This is a genomic window from Kaistia sp. UC242_56, assembly GCF_044452255.1.
Classification (GTDB): domain Bacteria; phylum Pseudomonadota; class Alphaproteobacteria; order Rhizobiales; family Kaistiaceae; genus Kaistia; species Kaistia defluvii_A.
Genome location: NZ_JBIOAN010000001.1, coordinates 541,693 through 558,159, shown reverse-complemented (window position 1 = coordinate 558,159; position 16,467 = coordinate 541,693). Strand labels below are relative to the sequence as shown.

Annotated in this window: 18 protein-coding genes and 1 tRNA gene; 9 read left to right on the top strand and 10 right to left on the bottom strand. The window is 66.8% G+C overall.

Annotated features, from left to right (window positions below):
• Positions 1 to 58: 58 nt before the first annotated feature.
• From ACHMWQ_RS02600 to hemC, 7 genes are all read right to left on the bottom strand, one after another.
• On the bottom strand, positions 59 to 1,273 hold the full coding sequence (locus ACHMWQ_RS02600) for an acyltransferase family protein (RefSeq protein ID WP_396306292.1): 1,215 nt from the start codon (positions 1,271 to 1,273) through the stop codon (positions 59 to 61).
• 408 nt (positions 1,274 to 1,681) lie between these two features.
• Positions 1,682 to 1,900 (bottom strand): DUF6500 family protein, encoded by a 219-nt coding sequence (locus ACHMWQ_RS02595; RefSeq protein ID WP_396306291.1) that lies wholly within the window; start codon positions 1,898 to 1,900, stop codon positions 1,682 to 1,684.
• A 171-nt stretch (positions 1,901 to 2,071) separates the two neighbouring features.
• Positions 2,072 to 2,147 (bottom strand) — tRNA-Thr (locus ACHMWQ_RS02590).
• Between the two features lie 107 nt (positions 2,148 to 2,254).
• Positions 2,255 to 3,844, bottom strand: a complete 1,590-nt coding sequence (locus ACHMWQ_RS02585; protein WP_396306290.1) for a heme biosynthesis protein HemY — start codon at positions 3,842 to 3,844, stop codon at positions 2,255 to 2,257.
• Positions 3,845 to 3,854: 10 nt separating this feature from the next.
• The gene (locus tag ACHMWQ_RS02580; protein ID WP_396306289.1) at positions 3,855 to 5,087 is read right to left on the bottom strand and encodes a COG4223 family protein; all 1,233 of its coding nucleotides are present in this window, start codon (positions 5,085 to 5,087) and stop codon (positions 3,855 to 3,857) included.
• A 47-nt stretch (positions 5,088 to 5,134) separates the two neighbouring features.
• Positions 5,135 to 5,866 (bottom strand): uroporphyrinogen-III synthase, encoded by a 732-nt coding sequence (locus ACHMWQ_RS02575; protein WP_396306288.1) that lies wholly within the window; start codon positions 5,864 to 5,866, stop codon positions 5,135 to 5,137.
• Between the two features lie 3 nt (positions 5,867 to 5,869).
• A complete protein-coding gene (gene hemC, locus ACHMWQ_RS02570; protein ID WP_396306287.1) occupies positions 5,870 to 6,808 on the bottom strand; it encodes a hydroxymethylbilane synthase in 939 nt (312 codons plus the stop codon).
• A 124-nt stretch (positions 6,809 to 6,932) separates the two neighbouring features.
• Between hemC and tsaD the strand changes: the two genes are divergently transcribed.
• The 7 genes from tsaD to acs all read left to right on the top strand — a co-directional run bounded on the left by tsaD (position 6,933) and on the right by acs (position 12,968).
• The gene (tsaD, locus tag ACHMWQ_RS02565) at positions 6,933 to 8,024 is read left to right on the top strand and encodes a tRNA (adenosine(37)-N6)-threonylcarbamoyltransferase complex transferase subunit TsaD (RefSeq protein ID WP_396306286.1); all 1,092 of its coding nucleotides are present in this window, start codon (positions 6,933 to 6,935) and stop codon (positions 8,022 to 8,024) included.
• Positions 8,021 to 8,470, top strand: a complete 450-nt coding sequence (locus tag ACHMWQ_RS02560) for an NUDIX domain-containing protein (RefSeq protein WP_396306285.1) — start codon at positions 8,021 to 8,023, stop codon at positions 8,468 to 8,470. The genes tsaD and ACHMWQ_RS02560 overlap by 4 nt, the downstream gene beginning before the upstream one ends.
• Entirely contained in the window at positions 8,467 to 9,435 is a 969-nt protein-coding gene (locus tag ACHMWQ_RS02555) for an NAD(P)H-dependent glycerol-3-phosphate dehydrogenase (protein WP_396306284.1), read from the top strand. The genes ACHMWQ_RS02560 and ACHMWQ_RS02555 overlap by 4 nt, the downstream gene beginning before the upstream one ends.
• 80 nt (positions 9,436 to 9,515) lie before the next feature.
• On the top strand, positions 9,516 to 9,794 hold the full coding sequence (locus ACHMWQ_RS02550; RefSeq protein WP_396306283.1) for a YciI family protein: 279 nt from the start codon (positions 9,516 to 9,518) through the stop codon (positions 9,792 to 9,794).
• Between the two features lie 43 nt (positions 9,795 to 9,837).
• A complete protein-coding gene (locus ACHMWQ_RS02545; RefSeq protein ID WP_266331693.1) occupies positions 9,838 to 10,266 on the top strand; it encodes an EVE domain-containing protein in 429 nt (142 codons plus the stop codon).
• Positions 10,218 to 10,970, top strand: coding sequence for a class I SAM-dependent methyltransferase (locus tag ACHMWQ_RS02540; protein WP_396306282.1), 753 nt, complete (start codon positions 10,218 to 10,220; stop codon positions 10,968 to 10,970). Before ACHMWQ_RS02545 ends, ACHMWQ_RS02540 begins: the two co-directional genes overlap by 49 nt.
• Positions 10,971 to 11,027: 57 nt before the next feature.
• Positions 11,028 to 12,968, top strand: coding sequence for an acetate--CoA ligase (acs, locus tag ACHMWQ_RS02535; RefSeq protein ID WP_396306281.1), 1,941 nt, complete (start codon positions 11,028 to 11,030; stop codon positions 12,966 to 12,968).
• Positions 12,969 to 12,986: 18 nt separating this feature from the next.
• Here acs and ACHMWQ_RS02530 read toward each other — a convergent pair whose 3' ends face one another.
• The 3 genes from ACHMWQ_RS02530 to ACHMWQ_RS02520 all read right to left on the bottom strand — a co-directional run bounded on the left by ACHMWQ_RS02530 (position 12,987) and on the right by ACHMWQ_RS02520 (position 13,800).
• Entirely contained in the window at positions 12,987 to 13,280 is a 294-nt protein-coding gene (locus ACHMWQ_RS02530) for a type II toxin-antitoxin system RelE/ParE family toxin (RefSeq protein WP_396306280.1), read from the bottom strand.
• Positions 13,268 to 13,540: a CopG family ribbon-helix-helix protein gene (locus ACHMWQ_RS02525; RefSeq protein ID WP_396306279.1), complete on the bottom strand. Its 273-nt coding sequence runs from the start codon at positions 13,538 to 13,540 to the stop codon at positions 13,268 to 13,270. Before ACHMWQ_RS02525 ends, ACHMWQ_RS02530 begins: the two co-directional genes overlap by 13 nt.
• A 62-nt stretch (positions 13,541 to 13,602) precedes the next feature.
• Positions 13,603 to 13,800, bottom strand: a complete 198-nt coding sequence (locus tag ACHMWQ_RS02520) for a DUF1674 domain-containing protein (RefSeq protein WP_354554149.1) — start codon at positions 13,798 to 13,800, stop codon at positions 13,603 to 13,605.
• Positions 13,801 to 13,974: 174 nt separating this feature from the next.
• Here ACHMWQ_RS02520 and htpX point away from each other — a divergent pair, with 174 nt between their 5' ends.
• The gene (htpX, locus tag ACHMWQ_RS02515) at positions 13,975 to 14,976 is read left to right on the top strand and encodes a zinc metalloprotease HtpX (RefSeq protein WP_354554147.1); all 1,002 of its coding nucleotides are present in this window, start codon (positions 13,975 to 13,977) and stop codon (positions 14,974 to 14,976) included.
• Positions 14,973 to 16,337, top strand: coding sequence for an RsmB/NOP family class I SAM-dependent RNA methyltransferase (locus ACHMWQ_RS02510; RefSeq protein WP_396306278.1), 1,365 nt, complete (start codon positions 14,973 to 14,975; stop codon positions 16,335 to 16,337). The genes htpX and ACHMWQ_RS02510 overlap by 4 nt, the downstream gene beginning before the upstream one ends.
• Positions 16,338 to 16,467: the final 130 nt, after the last annotated feature.

The window sequence follows — 16,467 nt, the reverse complement described above, 5'->3', positions numbered from 1 at the left end:
TTCCGTTGCGGAAGAGGGGGGGGGGCACGATCCCGGTATCAAGGTTGTCGCCGAATATTCACCTCGACGAGGAGAGGAGGCGGTCCCGAAGATGAAGGAATGTCCGCTCCACGAAGAACCAAAGCACAGCGGCGACGGCCAAGCTTGCGATGAGATAGACGACAAAGCCGAAGTTGCCCTGCAGATTGCCCTCTCCCACGATCAGCCGCATGACGTGGAAGACCGACTTGTGGGTGAGATAGAGGCTGTAGGACAGCGTTGCGACGAGAGTGACCCCCGGCACTGGCCAGCGGCCGATAACGTGTTCCAGGTCGAGCATGGCGCAGAACAAAAGTGCGATGCCAACCGAGATCAGCGGGAAGCCCAATACGGCGCCGAGCTGTGCCTGAAACACCGGGAATATGCCCTGCCCGGCTAGGGGGCCGCGGTCCATGAAGCAAAGCAGCGCCGTGATCAGAAATACTAGGCCGAGCGGTATCGTGACCTTCGGCGGGAGATACTGCCTGCAGAGCTCGGGCTTGAAGAAGCGGGCCGCTGCGAGCACCGCCCCGAACAGCAGACCATCCAGGCGCGTATAGGTTGGGTAGTAGACGCCGCGAAGATAGGTGGCGAACGCGGCGCGGAACTCGCCCGCTTCCACGAGCGTGCCGACTTGCATATCCCAGATCGCGTAACGCAGCAGGATCCCGGCGAGGGTCAAGGTTCCCGCGAGGCCAAGGACCCATACTGTTCCGATGCGCTTGTACAACAGCAGCACCAGCAAAGGCAGGACGAGATAGAATTGCTCTTCGACGGCAAGCGTCCATGCCTGCGAAAACGCGTTGCCGTCCCTCGGATCGAACCCGAGATTGACCGTGAACGTCGCGAATTTCCAGACTGGCTGCATCGCCGGATTATCGCGAAGCACTGGAACGAGGATGTAGAGGCCGAGGACGACGAAGAAGGCCGGGAAAATGCGGAAAGCACGGCGCAGGTAGAAGGATTTGAAATCGACCGTGTCCGTCCGCGTCGCTTCCTTGAAGAGCTGCGTTGCGATCAGGTATCCGCTCAGCACGAAGAAAATATCGACGCCGAGCCAACCATATTCCCGAACGTTCACAAATATGCCCGGCGTGGCGTTCAGAGGCAGATGGACGAGCATCACCAGCAGGATCGCCAGGGAGCGCAGAATATCGGGGCCGACCATCCGGCTGCGCGTTGCCGCGACGCTGATTGGCGAGAATGAGGAAGCAATGCCTGCATTCGAATTGTTCGTGATGGCAAGCACAGTCATGCGCGCATTCCGGAAAGTCTCATGGCAAAAAGCGGATGCCAATCAATCTACCGGTTTGCGGGGGTCAGGGAACGGTTTGAGATGGAAAGCGTCGGTTAACCTAAAAATTTCGTAAAATTTGAGCGACGTCCCTTAGGTGCCGCTGGCGTCTCACTGACCAAGATCATCCCCCGATAAACCCGATGCCCTTTTGCCCTCGCGTGGTGAAGGAGAAAGGCTTTCGCCAGTCCCTATCCGCTTGAGGGCGAAGTCGTGTCGGTCTGTTTCAAGGCGCAGGCCGGGGAGGTGGCAGGAAAATCGCTGGTCGATGCCGGTATCCCCATGGCCCCAAAAAGCCAAGGGCTGGCGGGTTTTACGGTTTGACCGCCACTTCGCGGCGACCGCGTCTGGGACCGCATATGCGCGGGCCTATTGCCCGGATTGGATCATCTGCCGAATTTTGACTGCCTTCTCGAAATGATCCAGCGCGTGGGTTTTGATCCACCATTCGGCAGCTTCCATGAGAAGCTCGGGGTCATCGTTCCTGTTCGCAAAGAACGCATAGAAGGACAGGCCAACCCCTTCGCCCTTCCGAGCGATCTTGTCTTCGCAGACGGAGATAGCCTTGGCTCTCAAGCTCGGTCGCATCGTGCTTCCCTTTTTCCGTGTTCCACGGCAGGAGGAAGTAGGGATAGGGCGTCGATCCGACCGGTGCAGCGTAGGAACGGCAGCATGGCAGCAAACGGTGGCCGCAGGCGGGATCCAAACGGATCCAGTCCCGCTATCCTATGGTAGACGCGGTGAATTTCAGGAGGGGAGTGGTGCCGCTTACAGGATTCGAACCTGTGACCCCATCATTACGAATGATGTGCTCTACCAGCTGAGCTAAAGCGGCTTACCCGAGGGATTTGACCGGTGCCGCGAAGGGCTGCTGTAAAATCCACGGGGTTCATAGCTACATTCGATCCGGGTTTCAAGCCTTCCCGGCCGTTCTCCACTGCCTCACTGCAAACGAAGCCTATCCGCCGGTTCCGCGTCTCCGTCGTCGATGCCCGGATCGTCGGGAATCGGCGCCACCACAGTGGCTGCCGGGGCGGCGGGACCGCTATTCTTCACGGCCGATACCGGAGCGGGCGATGTCTGGCGCGGGGGCTCGGACGCCGGAGCAGGGTGCGGCGGCGTCGGAGCCGGCTCAGCCTTGACCGGCTCAGGCTTCGGCGCGGCGATCGTTGCCGGCGCCTCGATCACGATCGGCTCCGGCGTTTCGTCCTCGACGGCGAGATCTATGGCCGGGCGCTGGTCGGCGGCCAGGGCCACGGTCGGCATGCGCCATTCGAAGGCGTCGAGCTTGCCGGAGATCGGCGAGACCGGCGCCCAGGCCGGGAAGACGTAGCCGTCGGCCGTCCATTGCGCATCGCGCGGCGCGCGCACGGCGCGGGAAAGCCACTCGCGGACATGACCGCGATGGCCGTCCGGGCCTTCCTCGATTTCCGCCATCAGCAGGCAGAAACGCTCGGTACGCTCCTGGTCGGGGATCGCCGCCAGTTCGCGGCGTGCGAGCGCCCAGTCGCGGGCGTCGATCGCGGCGCGCGCGACCGCCAGATGGCTTTCGATATGGCCGGGACGCAGCGACGCAAGCTTTTCGGCCCGCTTCAGCCGGTCCTGCGCGGCGTCGCCGGGCCGGACATTGGAATAGGCTTCGGCCAGCTCGGGATGCGGCTCGAATTTCCAGCTCGTCTCGATGACGCGGACGGCGCGCTTGACGTCGCCCTGTCGTGCGAACAGACGGGCGGCGAGGGTCGCGGCCGGAACCAGGCCGGGGGCCAGCTTGACGGCCTCCTGGGCGGCGGCGCGCGCCTCCTCGGGATCGGAGGATTCGAGCTGCAGGCCGCGCGCGGTCAGGAGCACGGCGCGCAGGCGATGCGCAGCGCCACGTTCGATCAGCTTGGCGTGCAGATTGGAGCCCAGCGTCGACAGGGCCGCGGACCATTCGCCCTTGGCAGCCTGGTCCTCGAACAGGGCGTTACCCGCCCAGGCGAGGCTCGGCGACGCCTTGGCGGCTTCCTCGGCATAGTGGCGCGCCGCTTCCGGCTCGCCGCTGCGCTGCGCTTCGACATAAAGCCCGCGCAGGCCGAGCAGCCGCGTCTCCGGATCGTTCAGCATCGTCTCAAAGGCCGCTCTAGCGCCCGCGCCATCGCCGGTCAGCTGCGCGGATTGCGCCGCCAGCAGAAGTGTCAGCGGCTCATCCTTCAGGATCTTGCGCGATTCCAGGGCGAAGCGCTTGGCGCGCTTCACGTCGCCGGCGCCGATCGCGATCATGCCGCGCGACAGCGCCCGGTAGCCGCGATCGCGCTTGCGGCCCGACAGCCAGCCGCCGAACAGTTTTGGCGCACGGAATACCGTCACGACGATCCAGATCAGGATCGCCAGCGCCACGAACAGGACGGCCAGGCTGACCGAAGCGACCATCAGGCTGGTCTTGTAGTCATAGCCTTGCCAGGTGAGCACGATGTCGCCGGGTCGGTCGGCAAGCCACGCGAACCCCGCGGCAACCGCGAAGACGATGGCGACATAGACCAGGATGCGGATCATCGTCGCTCCGTCAGTTCGAAGACTTGGCGGCGCTGAGGCCGGCAAGAGCGGTATCGATGGTAATGCGCTGGCCGGCCTTGGCCGCCCAATCGGCAAGCGGCGCGCGGGCAATGGCGTCGAGCCCGTCGCCTTCACGCAGCGCTTCGGCCAGATTGCCGTCCTTCACCGCAGCTTCCATGCGCGAGACCACGGCGGTGGCTGAGGCGCCTGCCATCGGTCCCGATGGCTTGACGCTGACCAGCGAACCGGCCGAGGCCGTCAGGCGATCGATCAGGCTGGCGCCGGGATCCACCTTGGCGGCGGCGATACGGATCTGATCGGCGACAGCCGGGAAGGCGGCCATGAGGTCGGCCTTGGACGGCGCCCCGGTCGCGGCCAGCGGCTGCAGCGCGGCGATTTCGGTGTCTTCGGTACCCAGGGCCGAGACCGCGGCGAGTTCGTTGGCGAACGGGCCGGAGCCGGTCGCCGCCTGGCGCAGAGCGGTCACCGCGATGACGCGGGCGGCGGCTTCGGTCTTCGGGTCGGCCGGCGGATGGGCTTCGACGGCGTCGAGCCGCGTCGTCAGCGCGTCGAGGCGCGATTGCAGCGGCGTCAGGTCCACGGGTGGCGCCGCGGGGGCCGCCTCTGGCGCAACCGGGGCCGGGCGCGTTTCCAGGGCGGAAAGGCGGCTCTCGATCGGGCCGAGATCGACGCTCGGGGCCGTGGCGGTCGCCGCCGGCTGGCTCGCGGCCGACTTCAGCGCGGCGATTTCCTTTTCCAGCCCGGCGATCCGGGCCGGGTCGACGCCGCCGGCCGCTGCCGGCCTTGACGCGGCTTCGGTGGTTGCCGCTTCGACGCGGTCAAGACGGGCGGAGACGGCCGCGAAACGCGAATCGAGGCTGGCGCTGCTGACTGGATCCGTGCCGGTCGAGGAGGAGAGCAGGGCGACGAGCAGGCCGCCGATGACGCCGCCACCGAGGGCGGCGATTGCCGGGATCACGAAGCGTCCGGCGGCGGATTCGCGTGCCGCCGGGGCGGCGGGTTCGGGCGTGCCGACTTCGGGTTCATAGGCAGGCGGCGGCAGGGGCGCGTCCGGCGCCGGCTCGACGACCGGGTCCGGCGTCGACACGGGATCGGTCTGCTCCGGCGAAGGCGGAGACGTCGCGCCGGTCGATTCGGCGGCAAGGTCGATCGTCACGGGAGGGCGCTTGCGCCGGGATCCGGATGTTTCGCCTGCCGGCTTGAAGGTGTCGTCGTCGCTCATCTCGCCTCGATCTCGTCGGTCGCCTACACCCAGTATAGGCCCATGCGTTAACGGACGCCTGAAGGGGATGTTCCCACGCTTTGGGGGATCAGCGCCAGCAGCGCGTCATCGGTCGGTTCGGGGCCCGTGAAAATCCTGCCAAAGGTCACGGAAGACGCGACGTTCGGCGACAGCGTGTAGATCGACAGATGGTCGACCGGCGGCTGTGGATCAAGCGCGGCGACGTGGTGCGCGAAGGTTTTCGCCGTGCGCGGCGAATAGAGCAGCACGCCGTCGAGGCGGCCCTGGCGAAGATCCGCGACCACCGAATCGGGCAGGCTCGCCACCGGATCCATCCGGTAGACTTCCACCAGCGCGATCGTGAAGCCCGCGGCGAGCAGACGCTCCGGCCAGTGCCCGGCGCGATCCACCGCGGCGGGATAGAGCAGCGTTCCGGCCTTGGGATCCATGCTGGCGATGGCGAGCGTTGCCAGGGTCTCGCCGTCGCCCTCAGCCGAGCGGACCTGCGTGTAGCCGGCCGCGCGGGCCGCCTCGGCCGTACGGTCGCCGACGGCAAGAACCGGGATGTCGAGCCAGTCGGCCGCGCCGGGCCAGCGCAGCATGCCGCGCAGGCCGTTGCCGCTGGTCAGAAGGATGGCAGAAGGGCGGAAGGTCGGGGCAGGGGGATCGAGGAAGGCCGTTTTCAGCAGCGGCGCCATCACCGGCTCGTGGCCCAGCGCCCGCAGCCGCTCGGCGGTTCGCGTCGCATCGGGCTCGGGCCGGGTGACGAGCAGCCGCATCGCTCAGCCCGTCATGAAGAAGGTCTTGCCGCCGCGGCCGATCAGCTCGTCCGCCGCCGCTGTGCCGATCCGCTCCGCGTCGGCGAGCGGCGCCGTCATGCGCGTTTCCTCGGATTGTCGGCCATCGGGCGAGAGAACGATGCCGCGAAACAGCAGGTCGTCGCCGGAAAGCGTCGCGAGGCCGCCGATCGGCGTGCGGCAGGAGCCGTCCAGTCGGGTCAGGAAAGCGCGTTCGGCGTGCAGCGCGATCTCGGTTGCGGGATCGTTGATGGCGGCGAGCAGTTCGCGGACGCGGACATCGCCCTCGCGGCCTTCGACCGCCACGGCGCCCTGGCCGACGGCGGGGAGGAAATCATCGAGCTCGATGATCGAGGTGGCAAGGTCGGCGCGGCCGAGCCGGCGCAGGCCGGCAAGCGCCAGCAGCGTGCCATGCGCGACGCCGTTTTCAAGCTTGGAAAGACGAGTCTGCACATTGCCGCGGAATTCGACGACGACGAGATCGGGCCGCAGGCGCAGCGCCATGGCGCGGCGGCGCAGCGACGAGGTGCCCAGCACCGCTCCCTCCGGTAGGTCGCGGACCGAGGCTGCCACCGGCGACAGGAAGGCATCGCGCACGTCCTCGCGGGGCAGATAGGCGATCAGCGTCAGCCCTTCCGGCAGGAAGGTCGGCACGTCCTTGGACGAATGGACGGCGATGTCGATCGTGCCGGCGAACAGCGCTTCCTCGAGCTCCTTGGTGAAAAGGCCCTTTCCGCCGGCTTCCGAAAGCGAGCGATCCTGGATCCGGTCGCCCGAGGTCTTGATGACGACGATCTCCATCGAAGCTTCGTCGAGGCCGTGGGCGATGGCGAGCCTGGCCCGCGTCTCATGCGCCTGGGCAAGCGCCAGCGGGCTGCCGCGCGTACCGATGCGGAGGAGGGGCGTAGAGGCTTCGGATTGCACGGGGTCGGGTCCGGATGTTAGGGCCTGTCTCAACATGCCCCATGAGGGCAAAATTCGGCGCCAGTCTAGTCACGACGCGCCCATCTGCAAGCAAGCCGCCCGATACGCGGCGAAAGGCCCCGGTGTGAGTTTGTCCGTCCTGGTTCTGGGTATTGAGACGAGTTGCGATGAAACGGCGGCCTCCGTCGTTTCGCGCGACGCGAACGGGCATGGCGAAATCCTCTCCAACGTCATCCTCTCGCAGTTCGACGACCATGCCGCCTTTGGCGGCGTGGTGCCCGAGATCGCCGCGCGCGCCCATGTCGAGGCGCTGGATCGCGTCGTGCAGGCGGCGATGGACGAGGCGGGCGTCGGTTTCGCCGATCTCGATGCGATCGCGGCTACCGCCGGCCCGGGCCTGATCGGCGGCGTGATCGTCGGGCTGACGACGGCGAAGGCGCTGGCGCTGGCGTCCGGCAAGCCGCTTGTGGCGGTCAATCATCTCGAAGGTCATGCGCTGACGGCGCGGCTGACCGATGGCATCGCTTTCCCCTATCTGCTGCTGCTGGTTTCCGGCGGCCATACGCAGATCCTGCTGGTGCGCGGCGTCGGCCACTATGAGCGCTGGGGCACGACCATCGACGACGCGCTGGGCGAAGCCTTCGACAAGACGGCCAAGCTGCTGGGCCTGCCTTATCCGGGCGGGCCGGCGGTCGAGCGGGCCGCCGCGCGCGGCAATCCCGACCGCTTCGCGCTGCCGCGGCCGATGTTCGGCCGGCCCGGCGCCGATTTCTCCTTCTCCGGCCTGAAGACGGCGCTGCGCATCGAGGCGGAGGCGATCGCGCCGCTGTCGGAGAGCGATGTCGACGACCTCTGCGCCGCCTTCCAGCGCACGGTGACGCTGGTGGTGCGCGACCGCATCGGCCATGCGCTCGATCGGTTCCGGTCCGAGTTCCCGGATCTTGCCGAGCCGACCCTGGTGGTGGCCGGTGGCGTCGCCGCCAACAAGGCGCTCCGGGCCGGGCTCGATGCGGAGCTTTCGGCCCGCGGGTTCCGGCTCGTGGCGCCGCCGCTGGTGCTCTGCACCGACAATGGCGCGATGATCGCCTGGGCCGGCGCGGAGAGGCTGGCGCTTGGCCTGCTCGACGATCTCGCGGCTCCGGCACGTCCGCGCTGGCCGCTCGACCATCTGGCGGCCCCCATGCTCGGCTCCGGCCACAAGGGAGCCAAGGCGTGAGCATCATCCGCAAGAGCAAGGTCGTCCTCTACGCGACCTGGCGCGGCAGGCTGCTGGTCTTCCGCGAGCCGGACTTTCCCGAATATGGCATCCAGGTTCCCGGCGGGACGATGGAACCCGGCGAAACGCCGGAACAGGCGGCGCGGCGGGAATTTCTGGAAGAGACCGGGCTGGTCGCGCCGGATGTGCTGACCCTGCTCGGCGAGCGCGACTATCATTATGCTCCGCCGGGCGGACCGGCGCGGCAGCATCGGCGCTGGTACTTCCATCTGCCGCTCGAAGGCGAGTTCGCCGAGAGCTGGGAACAGATGGAAATGCACCCCGATGCCGGCGGCCCGCCGATCCGCTTTGCGCTCTACTGGCTCGACCTGCCGCTGAACGAAGCGCTGTTCGGCGAGCTAGATTCGTTCCTGGATCAGTTGCCCGCGCTGGAGATGGCTCCATGACGATCGACCATATCGCCGTCGTCGGCGCCGGCGCCTGGGGCACCGCGCTGGCGCTTGCCGCCCATCGCGCCGGCCGCTCGGTAACCCTCTGGGGTCGCAACGTGACCGACATGGCGGGCTCGCGCGAGAATGTCGCCCACCTGCCGGGCGTAAAGCTGCCGGCCTCGCTGCGGATCACCGACCAGATCGGCGATGTCCTGGCGGCGGATGCGATCCTGCTTGCGACGCCCGCGCAGACGGTGCGGGAGGTGGCGGCGCATCTGGAGGCGATCGCCGAAGACACGCCGGTCGTGCTTTGCGCCAAGGGCCTGGAACGCGGCACCGCCAAGCGGATGACCGAGGTGCTGGCGGAGGCATTGCCGCCCGCAGCGCCCGCCGTGCTGTCGGGACCGAGCTTCGCCGTCGATGTGGCGCGCGGCCTGCCGACCGCCGTCACCATCGCCGCGATGGATCTGCGGCTCGCCATGGCGCTCTGCCATGCGCTGGGCTCCGCGAGCTTCCGCCCCTATGCCGAGACCGACATGCTGGGCGTCGAGATCGGCGGCGCGTTCAAGAACGTGCTGGCGATCGCCGCCGGCATCGTCGCCGGACGCGAATTCGGCGCCAGCGCGAGTGCGGCCGTGATCGCGCGCGGCTTCGCCGAACTGCGCCGCCTGGGCGAGGCGCAGGGCGCGCTGCCGGAAACGCTGATGGGCCTGTCGGGGCTCGGCGATCTCGTGCTCACCTGTTCCTCGGTGCAATCGCGCAATTTCGCCTATGGCCATGCGCTGGGCAGCGGCTCGACCCTGCCGCCGGCGCTTGCCGAGGGCGCCGCGACGGCGCCGGTGGCGCGCGACCTGGCCCGTCGGCTCGGCGTGCCAATGCCGATCACCGAGGCGGTCGCCGCCATCCTCGACGGAACGCTCTCGATCGACGCGGCGGCGGAAGCGCTGATGCTGCGGCCCTTGAAGCGCGAGGCCGATTGATCCCTCTCGCAGTCGGTGCGGAGGTCTTTACCTGAGCGAGCGGGCCGCCTACCGTGCCGCCGCAATTCTTGGAGGTTTTCATGCATTTCGTTGCCATTCTGACCGATCGCGAGGACGGCCTGCCGGTTCGTCTCGAGAACCGCCCCGCTCACATCGAGTGGCTGAAGGAAACCGGCATGGCGATCGCCGGCCCGTTCCTCGACGACAAGGGCGACATGGTCGGCTCGCTGCTGATCATCGAAGCCGAGGACGAGGCCGCCGCCCGCGCCGTCTTCGCAACCGACCCCTATGCCAAGGCCGGCCTGTTCAAGGAAACGGTCGTGCGTCCCTGGCGCTGGGCCGTCGGCAAGCCGGCCTGATCGGCCGACCCGACTTCCTTCTCGATCTCTACCGGAGCGTCCCATGGCCTATTGGCTCTTCAAGTCCGAACCCGACGTGTTTTCCTTCGATGATCTCGTGAAGAAGGGCGCGGCAGGCCAGGAATGGGACGGGGTCCGCAACTATCAGGCGCGCAACAACATGCGCGCCATGCAGCTTGGCGATCGCGGCTTCTTCTACCATTCCAATATTGGCAAGGAGATCGTCGGGATCGTCGAGGTGGCGAAGCTGGCCCATCCGGATTCGACCGATGACAGCGGCCGCTGGGAATGCGTTGACCTGCGCGCCATCCGTCCGATCCCCAAGCCTTATTCGCTGGAGACGGCCAAGGCCGAGCCACGGCTGGAGGGCATGGCGCTGGTCGGCAATTCGCGACTTTCGGTGCAGCCGGTGACGGAAGCCGAATGGAAGCTGATCTGCGAACTGGGCGGGCTCGACCCCGCCTCGATCTGAGCGGGCGATTGATCGACGATCCCGCGCGCTTCATCGTCGACCAGACCCGGCTGGCGCCGGTCGCCTTCGTTCCGGAAATCCAGCTTTATCAAGCAGATGAAGCCACCGCGCTTTGGCATCTGACCGAAGCGGCGCTGGACCGCGCCGACATGCCACCGCCTTTCTGGGCCTTTGCCTGGGCCGGCGGACAGGGGCTGGCGCGCTATGTGCTGGATCATCCGGAAATCGTCAAAGGCAGGCGCGTGCTCGATTTCGCCTCCGGTTCCGGGCTGGTCGCGATCGCCGCCGCGAAGGCGGGCGCCGCTCATGTGGAGGCGATCGACATCGATCCCTTCGCAGTCGCAGCAATTTCCCTGAACGCCGCAGCAAACGGCGCCGATATCAGCGTACGCCAGGCTGACATCATCGGCAGCGCGGGTGGGGATTTCGATGTGCTGCTGGCCGGCGACGTCTTCTATGACCCGGGCTTCGCGGCGCGGCTGCTGCCCTGGCTCGCGGCGCTCGCCACTCGCGGCGTCACGGTGATCGCCGGCGACCCGGATCGGACCTATCGTCCGCTCGCCCGGGTGCACGATCTCGCCCGATACGACGTCCCGGTTCATCCCGCGCTCGAGGACGCCGCGGTGAAGCGGGTGCGCATACTGGGCTTCGACAACTGCGAAGGTTTCCAGACTGTCTTGCCGGGAGAGCCGGGATTCGCATAATGCCGCCGGCATTAAGGTGTGCTTCGCCGAAAGCGGAGCTGCCAGGGAGGAAACAAGATGCACGACAAGATCTATCCGGTCTCGGACGATTGGGCGAAGCGAGCACAGATCGACGAGCCGACCTATCGCGCGATGTATCAGCGCTCGGTCGAGGATCCGGATGGTTTCTGGGCCGAGCAGGCCAAGCGAATCGACTGGATCCAGCCATTCACCAAGGTGAAGAACACCTCGTTCGCGCCGGACAATGTCTCGATCAAGTGGTTCGAGGACGGTTCGCTCAACGTCTCGGCGAATTGCGTCGACCGGCATCTGGCCAAGCGCGCCGATCAGGTCGCGATCCTCTGGGAGGGGGACAATCCCTCGGAAAGCCGCTCGATCACCTATCGCGAGCTTTCCGACCAGGTCCAGGTCTTCGCCAATGTGCTGAAGGAGATGGGCGCCAAGAAGGGCGACCGCATCACCATCTACATGCCGATGATCCCGGAAACGGCCTTCGCCATGCTCGCCTGCACGCGCATAGGCGCCGTGCATTCGGTCGTGTTTGGCGGCTTCTCGCCCGATAGCCTCGCCGGCCGCATCCAGGATTGCGGCTCGAAGCTGGTGATCACGGCGGATGAAGGCCTGCGCGCCGGCAAGAAGATCCCGCTGAAGGCCAATGTCGACGCGGCGCTCGCCAAGCTTGGCGATGACGTGAAGACGCTGGTCGTGCAGCGCACCTTCGCCGACGTGGCCATGCAGAACGGCCGCGACGTGTTCTATGGCGATCTGGCCAAGACCGTGTCGCAGCATTGCGAACCCGAGGCGATGAACGCCGAGGACCCGCTGTTCATCCTCTATACGTCGGGTTCGACCGGCAAGCCGAAGGGCGTGCTGCACACCACCGGCGGCTATCTCGTCTATGCCTCGCTGACGCACAGCAAGGTGTTCGACTACCAGGATGGCGACATCTACTGGTGCACGGCCGATGTCGGCTGGGTCACCGGCCACTCCTACATCGTTTATGGCCCGCTTTCGAACGGCGCGACGACGCTGATGTTCGAGGGCGTGCCGAGCTATCCGACCAATTCCCGCTTCTGGGAAGTGATCGACAAGCACAAGGTCAACATCTTCTACACGGCGCCGACGGCGATCCGCGCGCTGATGCAGGCCGGCGACGAGCCGGTGCAGAAGACCTCGCGCGCTTCGCTGCGCCTGCTCGGTTCGGTCGGAGAGCCGATTAATCCGGAGGCGTGGGAGTGGTATCACCGCGTCGTCGGCGACGACCGCTGCCCGATCGTCGATACGTGGTGGCAGACCGAGACCGGCGGCATCCTGATCACCCCGCTGCCGGGCGCGATCGCCCAGAAGCCGGGATCGGCGACGCTGCCCTTCTTTGGCGTGCAGCCGGCGATCGTCGATGGCGAGGGCAAGGTGCTGGAGGGCGTTGCCGAGGGCAACCTCATCATCACCGATTCCTGGCCGGGCCAGATGCGCACGGTCTATGGCGACCACGAGCGCTTCGTGCAGACCTATTTCTCGACCTACAAGAACGCCTACTTCACCGGCGATGGCTGCCGGCGCGATGCGGATGGCTATTACTGGATCACCGGCCGCGTCGACGACGTGCTGAACGTCTCCGGCCATCGCATGGGCACGGCCGAGGTCGAGAGCGCGCTGGTGGCGCATGAGCATGTCTCGGAAGCGGCCGTCGTCGGCTATCCGCACGACATCAAGGGCCAGGGCATATATGCCTATGTCACGCTGATGGCGACGGTCGAGCCGTCCGATGCGTTGCGCAAGGAACTGGTTGCCTGGGTGCGGATGGAGATCGGTCCGATCGCCTCGCCCGACCTGATCCAGTTCGCGCCCGGCCTGCCGAAGACCCGTTCGGGCAAGATCATGCGCCGCATCCTGCGCAAGATCGCCGAGGGCGAGTTCGGCAATCTCGGCGACACCTCGACGCTGGCCGATCCGACCGTCGTCGACGACCTGGTCGCCAACCGCCAGAACAAGCGGTAGAAAATTGCAGAGGCCGGCTCAGTAGCCGGCCTCTCGCTGATGCCGGAAGGCAAGGATCAGCACACGGTCCGATGGAATGTCGTGGTGATAGAGCGCGACATAGCCGGCGCGGCCAAATGGAATTACCAAATCGCGCAGTTCCGGCGTGCCGGGAAAGGGCCTGCCTACCATCGGCGCGCCCGATAGGACCTGCAACTGGTTCCTTATCGCCGATGCGGCGCGACGTGCCGCATCGGGATCGCGGGCGAAAAGATGGTTACGGCATCGCTCTATGCCGGCAAGCGCACCCGGTGTCAGGACTATTTGTGGCAAGCCGGCGGAAGCGTTTCCGCATCCGTGCCCCAGCTATCGAGCCAAGCCTCAGTCTCTTCCAGAGTTACGTGCAGCCCGTCCTCGCGGAAAGCGGAGAGCGACGCCAACGCTTCTGTCCGGAAGGCCAGGCGTGCTTCCTCGCGATCGAGATATTCCACGATTGCGTCCTGCAGCATGACGTCCGGATTGAGATGACGTGATTCCGCCAGCGCCTTCAGGCGCGCCTCGGCATCCGGGTCCAGCTTGACTGACAATGGCATGGCATTCCCGATCCGCTGTGTGTGGGGGGAGGCTAGCACAGGAGAGTGCGCCCGTCCCACCCTCAGAAATCGCTGGCGATGCCCTTGTTTTCCCAGTCGCCATAGCGGATCGGTTCCGGGCCGGAGCGGCCCAGGATTTCGCGCGGGCGCTTCGTCGCCGCGTCGATTTCGGTCCGGCGGGCCTCCGCCTCGGCCAGCGCGCGGCGGGCGGCTTCGGTGAGCGGGCGCGGCGGGGTTGGGGTTTCGACTTCGTCGCTCATGAGGGCCTCGCACGTTGCTATCAAGAGGCGGAAACGGCTTGCATTCCTGCGGATTCCAGCCAGGCCGCCGCTTGCAGGTCGACCTGCCTCCTCCCATCATATAGGTCGAAGCGGTGGGCCGCTGCAACGCAGCCGGCCCGCCAACCATCCTCGGAGTCATTCCCGGAGTTCTCGATGAACATCATGCGCACTGCCCTGCTGATCGCGGCCCTGACCGCCCTGTTCATGGGCATCGGCTATCTGATCGGCGGATCCAGCGGCATGATGATCGCCTTCGTCATCGCCGCCGGCATGAACGTGTTCAGCTACTGGAACTCCGACAAGATGGTGCTGTCGATGTACGGCGCCCATGAGGTCGACGAACGCAGCGCGCCGGAGTATTACGGCATCGTCCGGCAGCTGGCGCAGCGCGCCAACCTGCCCATGCCGAAAGTCTATGTGATCGATTCTGCCCAGCCCAATGCCTTCGCCACCGGCCGCAATCCGCAGAATGCCGCCGTTGCCGCGTCGACCGGCCTGCTGCAGGCGCTTTCCCGCGACGAGATCGCCGGCGTGATGGCGCATGAACTGGCGCACGTGAAGAACCACGACACGCTGACCATGACCATCACGGCGACGCTGGCCGGCGCCATCTCGATGCTGGCCAACTTCGCCTTCCTGTTCAGCGGCAACCGCAACCGCGAGGGCGGCGGGATTGGCATGATAGGGACGATCGTCATGATGATCGTCGCGCCGATGGCCGCCATGCTGGTGCAGATGGCGGTCAGCCGGACGCGCGAATATGCGGCCGATCGGCTGGGGGCGGAGATCTGCGGTTCGCCGCGTTCGCTCGCGACAGCCCTTGCCAAGATCGCGCGCGGAGCGCACGAGATCCCCAACGAGACGGCCGAGGCCAATCCGGCTTCCGCGCATCTCTTCATCATCAATCCCCTATCCGGGCAGCGCATGGACAATCTCTTTTCTACTCATCCCGATACCGACAACCGGATCGCGGCGCTGATGGCGATGGAAGCCGAATCCGGCGGCCAGGCTGCGGGCTTCGGTCCGGGCGCGGGCGCTGGTCGTGGCGTCAACCTGCCGGGCGGCTTTCGTTCCAGCCGTCCCGCTTCGGGTCCGTCGCGCGGGCCGTGGGGCAATGGCTCCGGCGGTTCGCAGGGCCGGGGGCCGTGGGGTTGAGCAAGAAGACAACGCCGGCCGGTACCCGTCCGAACCGCAACGCGCCGCGTGCGCCCCGCCTCGCGCCGGGCGTCGCCGCCCGCCTTGCCGCGACCACCGCGCTGATGGCGGTGCTGGTCGATCATCGCCCGCTCGATAGTGCCATCGATGCCACGGACGGGCCGTTCGAAACGCTCGATCCGCGCGAGCGCGGCCTGGCGCGCGCCATTCTCGGCATTGCGCTGCGCCGTCGCGGCCAGATCGACGACGCGCTGGGCCGCTTCCTCGACAAGGCGCTGCCGCGCAAGTCCGGCCCGCTGCCGGCGATCCTGCATGTCGCCGCGGCGCAGATCCTGTTCATGGATGTGCCCGATCATGCCGCCGTCTCGATTGCCGTCGAGACCGCCGAGGCCGATCGCGACGCGCGCCATTTCAAGGGCCTGGTCAATGCGGTGCTGCGCCGCCTCACCGAGCAGCGGGACGCCATTCTCGCCTCGCAGGACGAGGTTCGCCTCAACGTGCCCGACTGGCTCTATGAGCGCTGGGTCAAGGATTATGGCGCCGAGACCACGCAGGCGATCGCCGCCGCTCATCTGCTGGAGCCGTCGCTTGACCTGTCGGTCAAGTCGGATCCCGAGGGCTGGGCCGAGAAGCTCGGCGGCATCGTCCTGCCGACCGGCAGCGTACGCCTGATTGCGCACGGACCGATTGACGCACTGCCGGGCTTCGCCGAAGGCCAGTGGTGGGTGCAGGACGCCGCCGCCGCGCTCCCGGCCAAGCTGCTCGGCAAGGTCGAGGGCCTCGACGTCGCCGATCTCTGCGCGGCTCCGGGCGGCAAGACGGCCCAGCTCGCCGCCGCCGGCGCCAAGGTGATGGCCGTCGACATCAATGAAGGCCGCCTGCAACGGGTGCGCGAAAACCTGTCGCGCCTGAAGCTGCAGATCGGCACGATCGCCGCCGATGTCGAGACCTGGCAGCCCAACCGGCTGTTCGACGCCATCCTGCTCGACGCGCCGTGCTCGGCGACCGGCACGATCCGCCGCCACCCCGACGTCGCCGTGCTGAAGCGGCCGGGCGACATCAAGACGCTGGCCAATCTGCAGGCCTCCCTGCTGGCGCGCGCCACCTCGATGCTGGTCTCCGGCGGAACGCTCGTCTACTGCACCTGTTCGCTGGAGAAGGCCGAGGGCGAGGACCAGGTTGCGCTGGCCTTGGCCAACCTACCGCTGGTTTTGGAGCCGATCCGGCCGGAGGAGGTGGGGGGTGTCGAGGCGATCTGTCGCGACGGCTTCCTGCGTACCCTGCCATCCGACCTGCCGAATGCCGAGCCGCGGCTTTCCGGGCTCGACGGCTTCTTCGCCGCCCGCTTCCGGCGCCTCTAGGCGCCGGGAAACGGTTTCAATTTGAGCGAATCCGCAATTAGATTGCTCGAATCGCTGGCCGACTGATTCGTTTCGGACCGTCGAAATTCGGGTCAGCACGACTTCAGCTGTAGATGAGGGAGCGAGAGAG